Here is an 8704-nt window from a genome sequence, read left to right on the forward strand (position 1 = left end):
TTCGGTGACAGGCTGCGGCGACGTCCATGACAGCGCGCCGCCGAGCGAACGCTCGCCGGTGCGCAGGCGGACCGGCAGCAAATCGTCGTCATCGCCCGCCGTGGCCAGCCGCGAACCGGCGAAACGCACCAGCGTGCCGCCATTGTCGACCCAATCGACAAGTCTCTGCCGGACCTGTCCGGGAATGGTGCCGATATCGGCCATGACAATCATCGCGGGCTTCTGGTCGAGGATCTGCGGGATGGCGTCGGCGAGGTCGGCGCTGGAGGGTTCGACCAGATCGGCGAAGGGCTGCAGCGCCCGCCTGATGTAGTAGAGTGGCGACAAAAGCGGCTGCGCCTGGTCGGCCTCGGCCTGCGACAGCAGCCCGACGCGGCGGCGCTTGGAGCTTTCGTCGAGGACGCGCACCGCACCGGCCTGCCGCTCGCCGTCGAGCGCGATCGAAGCGAAGTCGTTGCGCAATTCGAACGGCACCGCCATGGTGCCGGTGGCGGTGGTTTCGCCAGGCGAAAAGGTCAGCGTCGCATCGGCGATGCGGCGGCCCTTGTCGTCGAAGGCGCCGGCGGTGACCTGCGCCGGGGCAGGGTCGCCCGGCGCGCGGATGGCGGTCAGCGCAAAGCCGTCGACCTGGTTGTCGGCGGCGGTCAGGCCCGTCAGCGACAGCCTGTCGGCGGTTGCCCAGACGACACGGGCGGCATTTTTCGACAAAAGCGTGTTGAAGGCGGCTTCATCGCCTTTTGCCGCCAGGCCGTCGGCAAGCACGGCGACACTGGCCCCGGGCAAGGTCTCCAGCACGCCGGCGACGCGGGCATAGACGGCGGGCCGGTCGGTCGGGATCGGCCGCGGCTTGGCGGCGCGCAGCCGGTCAAGGGCGGTGGCGGCATCGAACGGGCCGATCTCGGCATTGGCTTTTTCGGCGGTGAAGGCGATGACGACCGGCACGCCGTTGGAGCCGGCGTCGTTGATCAGCCGCTCGGCGGTGGCGACGCGTTTGCCCCAGTCGGCGGCACTTGCCCAGTCATTGTCGATGACCAGGGCAAGGGCGGCTCCTTCGGCCGGCAGCTTTTCACGCGGATTGAAGACCGGGTCGGCCAATGCCGCGACGATGAGGGCCGCCATCAAGAGCCTGAGCAGCGTCAGCCACCACGGACTCTGCTGCGGCGTCTCCTCGCGCTTCAGTACGCGCGCCAGGATCTTCAGCGGCGGGAAGATCTCGGTCTGCGGCTTGGGCGGCGTCAGCCTGAGCAGCCACCAGATCACCGGCAGTGCCAGCAGGCCCCACAGCACCATGGGGGCGCCAAAGGAGAGCGGCAGCCAACTCATGCGACAGCCTTTCCTGGCCGATCGCCACCAGCGATGCCTGCACGACCGCCAGCGGTCGGCCTGACCGAGGGGCCATCAGTGGTCATCGCCATGTGCAGCCGCACCAGCGCGTCGGAGGCGAGCCGATCGGTGTGGTTGACGGTAAAGCTCCAGCCAAGCCGCTTGCACCAGGCGGCCAGTTCGTGGCGGCGGGCGGTGTAGAGCAGGCGATACTCATCACCCAGCATTTCGGCGCGGCCGGCGGTCAGCTTGTCGCCGGTCTCGGGATCGGTGAATTCGGTGCGGCCGGCATAGGGGAAGGTCTCCTCGGCCGGGTCGGCGACCTCGATCAGGTGGGCGCGCACGCCGTGGCGGGCCAGCACGTCGAGCCAGGCCATCGTCTCCTCGACGGGATCGAGGAAGTCGCTGACGATGACGATGTCGCAGAAGCGCCTGATGTCGGACAGGTCGGGTTTTGCCGGCAGCTCGCCGGCATGCATCAACTGGGCGGCAATTCGTTCGGCGCCGTTGCGGGCGGTGAACGGGTCGGTGAGGCCCGGCCAGGCGATGCGTTCGCCGCTGCGCGACAACAGCTCGGCCATGGCCAGCGCCAGCACCAGCGCGCGCGATTGCTTGGAAACGCTGGCGCCTGTCGATTTGTAGAGCATCGACGGCGAGGGGTCGGCCCACAGCCAGACGGTATGGGCGGCTTCCCATTCGCGGTCGCGCACATAGGTGTGGTCGTCGCGGGCCGAGCGGCGCCAGTCGATGCGCGAGGAATCGCCCTCGACATAGGGCCGGAACTGCCAGAAATTCTCGCCGATGCCGCGCTTGCGGCGGCCGTGCCAGCCGGCGATCACGGTGTTGACGATACGGCGCGCCTCGACCAGCAGGTCTGGCACAAGCGAGGCCCGCAACCGGCCACGGGCGAGCGCGTCGCGCGTCGCTGCCGGAGCCTGGACCTCGCCGATGCGCGGCATCAAATCCCTTTCACGAGTTTCGCCACCACGTCACGCACGCTGGTGCCTTCGGCGCGGGCGGCGAAGGTCAGCGCCATGCGATGCTGCAGCACCGGCTCGGCCAGCGCACGGACGTCGTCGACCGAGGGCGCCAGCCGTCCGTCGTAAAGCGCGCGCGCCCTTGTGCACAGCATCAGCGCCTGGCTGGCGCGCGGGCCGGGACCCCAGGCGACGTTCTTATCGGTCTCGGCATTGCCTTGGCCGGGACGCGCCGAGCGCACCAGCGTCAGGATCGCCTCGACGACGCTTTCAGGCACCGGCATGCGGCGGATCAGCGTCTGGATCTCCTTCAGCCGCACCGGCTGCAGCACGTTTTGCGCTTTCGCGTCCTCGATGCCGGTGGTTTCCAGAAGGATGCGGCGCTCCGCCTCGATTTCGGGATAGAGGATGTCCACCTGCATCAGGAAGCGGTCAAGCTGTGCCTCGGGCAGCGGATAGGTGCCCTCCTGCTCCAGCGGGTTCTGGGTTGCCAGCACGTGGAAGGGCGCCGGCAGGTCATGGCGGGCGCCGGCAATGGTGACGTGGTATTCCTGCATGGCCTGCAGCAGCGCCGACTGAGTGCGCGGCGACGCGCGGTTGATCTCGTCGGCCATCAGCAGCTGGGCGAAGATCGGCCCGGAGATGAAGCGGAAGGAGCGTTTTCCGGTCTCGTCCTGCTCCATCACTTCGGAGCCGAGGATATCGGACGGCATCAGATCCGGCGTGAACTGGATGCGACGCGAATCGAGGCCGAGCACGATGCCAAGTGTTTCGACCAGCTTGGTTTTGGCGAGACCCGGCACGCCGACCAAAAGCGCATGGCCACCGGCCAGCAGCGCCACCAGCGTGCGCTCGACGACGCTTTCCTGTCCGAAGATGACCCGGCCGACCCCGTCGCGGATCCGGGAGATGTCGGCAAGCGCCTTCTCGGCCTCGGCGATCATGTCCTTTTCGCTGATCGGGCTTTCCTTGACCATCACGCTCATGCCGCATCGATCCTTGTGGTTGGAATACCATGGCTGGAACAACGGCTGCACCATACCATAAGTTGCCGCGATTCGGCCTCGCGTGGCGCCTACATCGAAACTTAAATCACAGACTTAGGCTGACAAGCGGAACAACAGTGACTATTTCGTGACCATGACGGGACCCTTGGGACATCGTGAAGAAAGCCTGACTGATGCCACCGAGGCGCGTGGTCTCGAGGCGCTGATCTCGCGCGCCGCCCGTGCCGGCAAGGGCGCGGCACCTGTCGAACGCTGGAATCCCGACTTCTGCGGCGATCTGGACATGGAGATCAAGGCCGACGGCACCTGGTTCTATCTGGGCACGCCGATCGGGCGCATGCCGCTGGTGCAGCTTTTCTCCTCGGTGCTGCGCAAGGACGCCGATGGCAGGACCTATCTGGTGACACCGGTAGAAAAGGTCGGCATCCGCGTCGCCGATGCGCCGTTCATCGCCGTCGAAATGGACGTTTCGGGCAGCGGCGAGGCGCAGACAATCACCTTCCGCACCAATGTCGGCGACGTCGTCGAAGCCGGGCCGGAACGGCCGCTGCGGTTTGTCGATGAGAACGAGACCGGCGGGTTGAAGCCCTATGTGCTGGTGCGTGGCCGTCTGGAGGCGCTGGTGGCGCGGCCGGTGATGTATGAACTGGTCGGGCATGGCGAGGAGATCGAAATCGGCGGCGAGACGATGTTCGCGGTGCGCTCCAAGGGCGCCGTGTTCCCGATCATGCCGGCGGACCAGTTGAAGCGGCTGAGCGCGTGATGGACCAGGTGACGCCGGCGCCGTTTTCATCCGCGGATTTTCGCGCGCGCTTTGCCGTGCAGCCCGATGCACATGCAGGCGACGACGACTATGGCGACCATCGCTTCAACCCCGGCCATCCGCGCCTCAACCAGGGCAAGGCGCTGCGCAATGCCGCGGTGCTGATCCCGGTGGTCGATCATGAGGGCGATGCGACGGTTCTTCTGACCAAACGGGCCGAAAAGCTGCGCAGCCATTCGGGGCAGGTGGCCTTTCCCGGCGGCACTATCGATCCGACCGATCCGAGCCCTGAGGCGGCGGCGCTGCGCGAGACCTTCGAGGAGATCGGGCTTGGCCGAGATGGCATCGAGATCATCGGCCGCATGCCCGACTATGTCGCCGGCAGCGGCTACCGCATCGCCCCGGTGCTTGGCATCGTGCGGCCCGGTTTCCAACTGACGCTCAACGCAGACGAGGTCGATGCCGCTTTCGAAGTGCCGCTGCGCTTCCTGATGGACCCGGCCAACCACAAGCGCGACAGCCGTATGTGGAACGATCTCGAATGGTTCTTCTACGACATGCCTTACGGCGACCGGCGCATCTGGGGCGTCACCGCCGGCATCATTCGTACTCTCTATGAAAGGCTCTATGCGTGAGTGTCTCGATCGCGGGCAGGGCCGATTGGCTCACCGACAAGCATCTACAGCGCCTGCTGTTCGCATTGGCCGAAGGCGGTGAAGAGGCGCGAGTCGCCGGCGGCGCGGTGCGCAACACGCTGATGGACCAGCCGGTCGCCGACATCGACATCGCCACCACCTGCTTGCCGCAGCAAACCCTCCGCCGCGCCGAAGCGGAAGGGTTCAAGGCGGTGCCAACCGGCATCGAGCATGGGACGATCACCGTGGTTGCCGGCGGAAAGCCCTATGAAATCACCACCTTGCGCGCCGATATCGAAACCGACGGGCGGCGCGCGAAAGTGTCGTTCGGGCGCGACTGGAAGCTCGATGCCGAGCGGCGCGACTTCACCATCAACGCGCTCTATGCCGAGGCCGATGGCAAGGTGGTCGACCTGGTCGGCGGCATTGCCGACATCGAGGCGCGCCGGCTGCGATTCATCGGCGACCCGGAAGCGCGCATTCGCGAAGACTACCTGCGCATCCTGCGCTTCTTCCGCTTCTTCGCCTGGTACGGCGACGGACGGCCCGACGCCGAGGGGCTGAAAGCCTGCGCCCGTCTGAAGGAAGGGCTGGCCCAGCTTTCGTCCGAGCGCATCTGGTCGGAACTGAAGAAACTTTTGTCGGCGCCCGATCCGTCACGGGCGCTGCTTTGGATGCGGCAGGCAGGTGTCTTGACCGCGGCGCTGCCGGAAAGCGAGAAATGGGGTATCGATGCCATCCATGGGTTGGCCAAGGCCGGCAAGGATCTGGGCTGGGCACCCGACCCGCTGCTCAGACTGGAAGCGATCGTGCCGCCCGATGCCGCTCGCATGAAGTCGCTCGCCGAGCGGCTCAAACTCTCGACCGCCGAAGCGGATCGCCTGCGCCAATGGGCGCTCGCCACCGCCGTCGAGCCGAAGACGACCGAGGGCGAACTGGCAAAAAGGCTCTAGCGCGGCGACCGGCAGGGGTTTGTCGACCGTCTGCGGCTGTCGCTTGCGGCAGCCAGGATGCGCGCCGTCGAGGACAATGAGGCGCTGCTCGAAGCCGGTGGCTTTTCGCGCCTGCTTGGCTTCGCCACCAAATGGGAAAAGCCGTTGTTTCCGCTGAAAGGTGCCGATCTGACGGCGCTCGGCGCAACTCCAGGCCCGAAACTCGGCGAAATCCTCAGGAATCTCGAAGCGGAATGGGTCGAAGCCGGGTTTGCCCCTGATCGCGACGCGCTCCTCAAGCGCGCCGCCGAAGCCTTGCAGGCCGGGTAGATCAGGCCGCGTCGCGGGTCTTTTCGATGCGCGAACGGATCGCCTCGATCATCGTCTCGCGGATGACCGTCTCACCATGTGTCTCGCGCATGTGCTCGACGGCACGGCGCATGACCTCGGCTTCCTCGTCGGCACGTGTGTGCCAGTCACAGCCGGGCACGAGCGACCCGCAGTGAAATTCCTTCATGAGATTTCTCCTTTTCTCCGTGGAGCCTGGTCGAGGCTCCGGCACTTTTTTGGCCCATGTCCGGTTCCAGGGTTGAAACCGCGGACCGCGAACGGGTGAGAAGCATAACACAGATGGGGTGGTATTGGTTGCCGTCAACGGCAAAAGGGCGGAGCAGCATCGCTCCGCCCTCGTCTCGTCCCGTTTTGGCGGGCAGGCCTTCACTTGGCGATCTTGACAGCCTCGGCAATCTTTTTCTTGCCGCTCATGTCCCATGAGACACGGACCTTTTCACCGACCTGCAGGCCAGGATCCTTGAAGGTCTTGGGAAGCGTAAAAGACGATCCATCGTCGAGGACCAGGCTCATGGCCGTCGTGTCAAAGGTCTTGATCGTCCCGGTGGTGTGCTTGACGGCGGCGAACGCCACCGAACCGGAAGCGAGAAGGGCAGCGGCGGCCGCCGAAACAATGATCTTGCGCATTGCGAAGTACTCCTGGAAAGGCGGGTATCTTTTTGACGAAGATGTCCCGCGTCGTCTTGGGCCGTCCGGTCGCGTCGGGTCGCGGCTCGCTTTGTCTTGACGCAATTCCGGTCGGAAAGCCGTTTCGCACTTTCCTGAAATTGCGCGCAGGCGAACCGCCGGCGCTTCCCGACCCCGCGCCACAAATAGACCAGTCTTTTCAAGAGCCTATTAGACGAAAAAGAAATTTTTCGCCGCACCGTGTGCCACATTCCATGCCCAATTCGAGCGAATGGGACATCAATGCGGCTCACGCCGGGCTCACCATTTTGTTACGGCCAGCGGACCTCGGGCGGCAGGCTGGAGAGGATGGCGGCGACATTGCCGCCGGTCTTCAGTCCGAATATGGTGCCGCGATCGTGAAGCAGATTGAATTCGACGTAGCGGCCGCGGCGGATGAGCTGTTCGTCACGGTCGCCATCGGTCCAGTTCTCGTTGAAGTTGGCGCGCACAAGGTGGCCGTAGACGACGAGAAAAGCGCGGCCGACATCCTGGACGAAGTTGAAATCGGCATTCCAGCCGCCCTTGTCCTCACCCGAATGCAGCCAGTCGAAGAAGATGCCACCGGTGCCGCGCGGCTCGTTGCGGTGCGACAGATAGAAGTACTCGTCGCACCAGGCCTTGAATTTTGGGTAATCGGCCACCGCGACATTCTTCTCGCAAGCGAATTGCATGGCGCGGTGGAAGGCGACCGTGTCGGGGTCGTCCTGGGTGCGGCGGCGATCGAGCACCGGTGTCAGATCGGCACCGCCGCCGAACCATTGGCTGGATGTGACCACCATGCGCGTGTTCATGTGCACGGCCGGAACGTTGGGATTCCATGGGTGCGCGATCAGCGAAATGCCGGATGCCCAGAAGCGCGGGTCTTCCTCGGCACCGGGCATCTGCTTCCTGAATTCGGGTGAGAACTCGCCATGGACGGTCGATGTGTGGACGCCGACCTTTTCGAAGACGCGACCGTGCATCATCGACATGGTGCCGCCGCCGCCGCGCCCCTCGTCACGTTCCCATGGCGTCTTTTCGAAGCGGCCGGGCGACCACGAGGCCAGCGGCCCGCCAAGATCCTGCTCGATCTGCTCGAAGGTGGCGCAGATGCGTTCGCGCAGCGCCTCGAACCAGAGGCGCGCCTTCATCTTCTTCTGTTCGATGTCGGCGGGCAGGCCCGCCGGTATTTCTGGTCGTTCCAAATGCCGTCTCCGGTTGGGGCGGCGAGTCCCACAAATGACTCGTCTTTTGCCGGCGCGATCCCTAATCTCTTAGGGGACAGGGTCAAGTGTCATTACGGTGCAAGGAGTTGTTTCGTGCGCACCCCGGCAAGACCGCCGCTGGATGGCCTAAAGAAAAGGCTCGACCAAAGCCGTGCCGAGCGCGTGCGTATGCCGCGCGACGGTTTCCTGCGCGAGACCTTCGTGCTGCCACGCTCCGATGCCCGGCTCAAGGCCAAGGAATGGTTCGAGCGCTTTCCCAAGCAGGCCTACTGGACCGAGATCGAAAGCTGGTTCGAGCGGCCGGGCGACCTGATCGAGTTCACCATCAGGCGGTTGCCTGCGGCCGACTAGGATTTCGTCGCCCCGTTTACGGGGAGAGGGTGCCGGCAGGCAGGTTGAGGAGCGGCACGAACCTCTCAATGCTGGCGCCGCCCCTCATCTGCCTTCACTGCGTTCAGGCACCTTCTCCCCGTGAACGGGGAGAAGGAAGAGCGACCAGCCTCCTTGCCCCCGTTCCCTCGCGTGCCAGCCGGTCACCCTTGTTGCGCAGCGGGCATTTGTCGATCGACATGCAGCCGCAGCCGATGCAGTCGGTCAGCCCTTCGCGCAGTTTCTTCAACTGGGCGATCTTGTGATCGAGCCCGTCGCGCCAGGCGGTCGACAAAAGGTTCCAGTCGTCGCGCGTCGGCGTGCGGCTTTCGGGCAGTGATTCAAGTGCGGCACCGATTTCGGCCAGCGAGATGCCGACCTCCTGTGCGACCTTGATGATCGCCACGCGCCGCAGCACGTCGCGGCCGTAGCGGCGCTGGTTGCCCGACGTGCGGTGGCTGCGGATCAAGCCG

The 8704-nt window shown here is 65.2% G+C and carries 10 protein-coding genes and 1 pseudogene; 4 read left to right on the top strand and 7 right to left on the bottom strand.

Annotated features, from left to right (window positions below; all coding sequences use genetic code 11):
- From EN994_RS08690 to EN994_RS08700, 3 genes are all read right to left on the bottom strand, one after another.
- The coding region (locus EN994_RS08690) for a BatA domain-containing protein (RefSeq protein WP_206530388.1) at positions 1-1323 on the bottom strand (1323 nt) is incomplete at its 3' end.
- Positions 1320-2282 carry a DUF58 domain-containing protein gene (locus tag EN994_RS08695; RefSeq protein ID WP_013529967.1) on the bottom strand — a complete coding sequence of 321 codons (963 nt, stop codon included), beginning with the start codon at positions 2280-2282 and terminating at the stop codon, positions 1320-1322. The genes EN994_RS08690 and EN994_RS08695, both read right to left, overlap by 4 nt.
- The gene (locus EN994_RS08700) at positions 2282-3286 is read right to left on the bottom strand and encodes a MoxR family ATPase (RefSeq protein ID WP_013529968.1); all 1005 of its coding nucleotides are present in this window, start codon (positions 3284-3286) and stop codon (positions 2282-2284) included. Before EN994_RS08700 ends, EN994_RS08695 begins: the two co-directional genes overlap by 1 nt.
- Positions 3287-3440: 154 nt before the next feature.
- Here EN994_RS08700 and EN994_RS08705 point away from each other — a divergent pair, with 154 nt between their 5' ends.
- From EN994_RS08705 to EN994_RS08715, 3 genes and pseudogenes are all read left to right on the top strand, one after another.
- Positions 3441-4070 carry a DUF1285 domain-containing protein gene (locus tag EN994_RS08705; protein ID WP_013529969.1) on the top strand — a complete coding sequence of 210 codons (630 nt, stop codon included), beginning with the start codon at positions 3441-3443 and terminating at the stop codon, positions 4068-4070.
- Positions 4070-4705, top strand: coding sequence for a CoA pyrophosphatase (locus EN994_RS08710; RefSeq protein WP_063168849.1), 636 nt, complete (start codon positions 4070-4072; stop codon positions 4703-4705). Before EN994_RS08705 ends, EN994_RS08710 begins: the two co-directional genes overlap by 1 nt.
- Positions 4702-5967: pseudogene (locus EN994_RS08715) on the top strand (CCA tRNA nucleotidyltransferase). The gene EN994_RS08710 and the pseudogene EN994_RS08715 overlap by 4 nt, the downstream one beginning before the upstream one ends.
- A 1-nt stretch (position 5968) precedes the next feature.
- Here EN994_RS08715 and EN994_RS08720 read toward each other — a convergent pair.
- The 3 genes from EN994_RS08720 to hemF all read right to left on the bottom strand — a co-directional run bounded on the left by EN994_RS08720 (position 5969) and on the right by hemF (position 7841).
- The gene (locus tag EN994_RS08720) at positions 5969-6154 is read right to left on the bottom strand and encodes a DUF1059 domain-containing protein (RefSeq protein ID WP_013529972.1); all 186 of its coding nucleotides are present in this window, start codon (positions 6152-6154) and stop codon (positions 5969-5971) included.
- A 200-nt stretch (positions 6155-6354) separates the two neighbouring features.
- Positions 6355-6615, bottom strand: a complete 261-nt coding sequence (locus EN994_RS08725; protein ID WP_013529973.1) for a DUF1344 domain-containing protein — start codon at positions 6613-6615, stop codon at positions 6355-6357.
- A 311-nt stretch (positions 6616-6926) separates the two neighbouring features.
- On the bottom strand, positions 6927-7841 hold the full coding sequence (gene hemF, locus EN994_RS08730) for an oxygen-dependent coproporphyrinogen oxidase (RefSeq protein WP_024504549.1): 915 nt from the start codon (positions 7839-7841) through the stop codon (positions 6927-6929).
- Positions 7842-7955: 114 nt separating this feature from the next.
- Here hemF and EN994_RS08735 point away from each other — a divergent pair, with 114 nt between their 5' ends.
- Positions 7956-8213 (top strand): hypothetical protein, encoded by a 258-nt coding sequence (locus EN994_RS08735; RefSeq protein WP_013529975.1) that lies wholly within the window; start codon positions 7956-7958, stop codon positions 8211-8213.
- Between the two features lie 103 nt (positions 8214-8316).
- On the opposite strand, the gene soxR is transcribed toward EN994_RS08735, so the two are convergent.
- Positions 8317-8704 (bottom strand): redox-sensitive transcriptional activator SoxR (gene soxR / locus EN994_RS08740; protein WP_127307484.1); only part of this gene is annotated, 388 nt, incomplete at its 5' end.

Source organism: Mesorhizobium sp. M7A.F.Ca.CA.002.09.1.1, from assembly GCF_003998555.1.
In the GTDB taxonomy this organism is placed as follows: Bacteria; Pseudomonadota; Alphaproteobacteria; order Rhizobiales; family Rhizobiaceae; genus Mesorhizobium; species Mesorhizobium ciceri.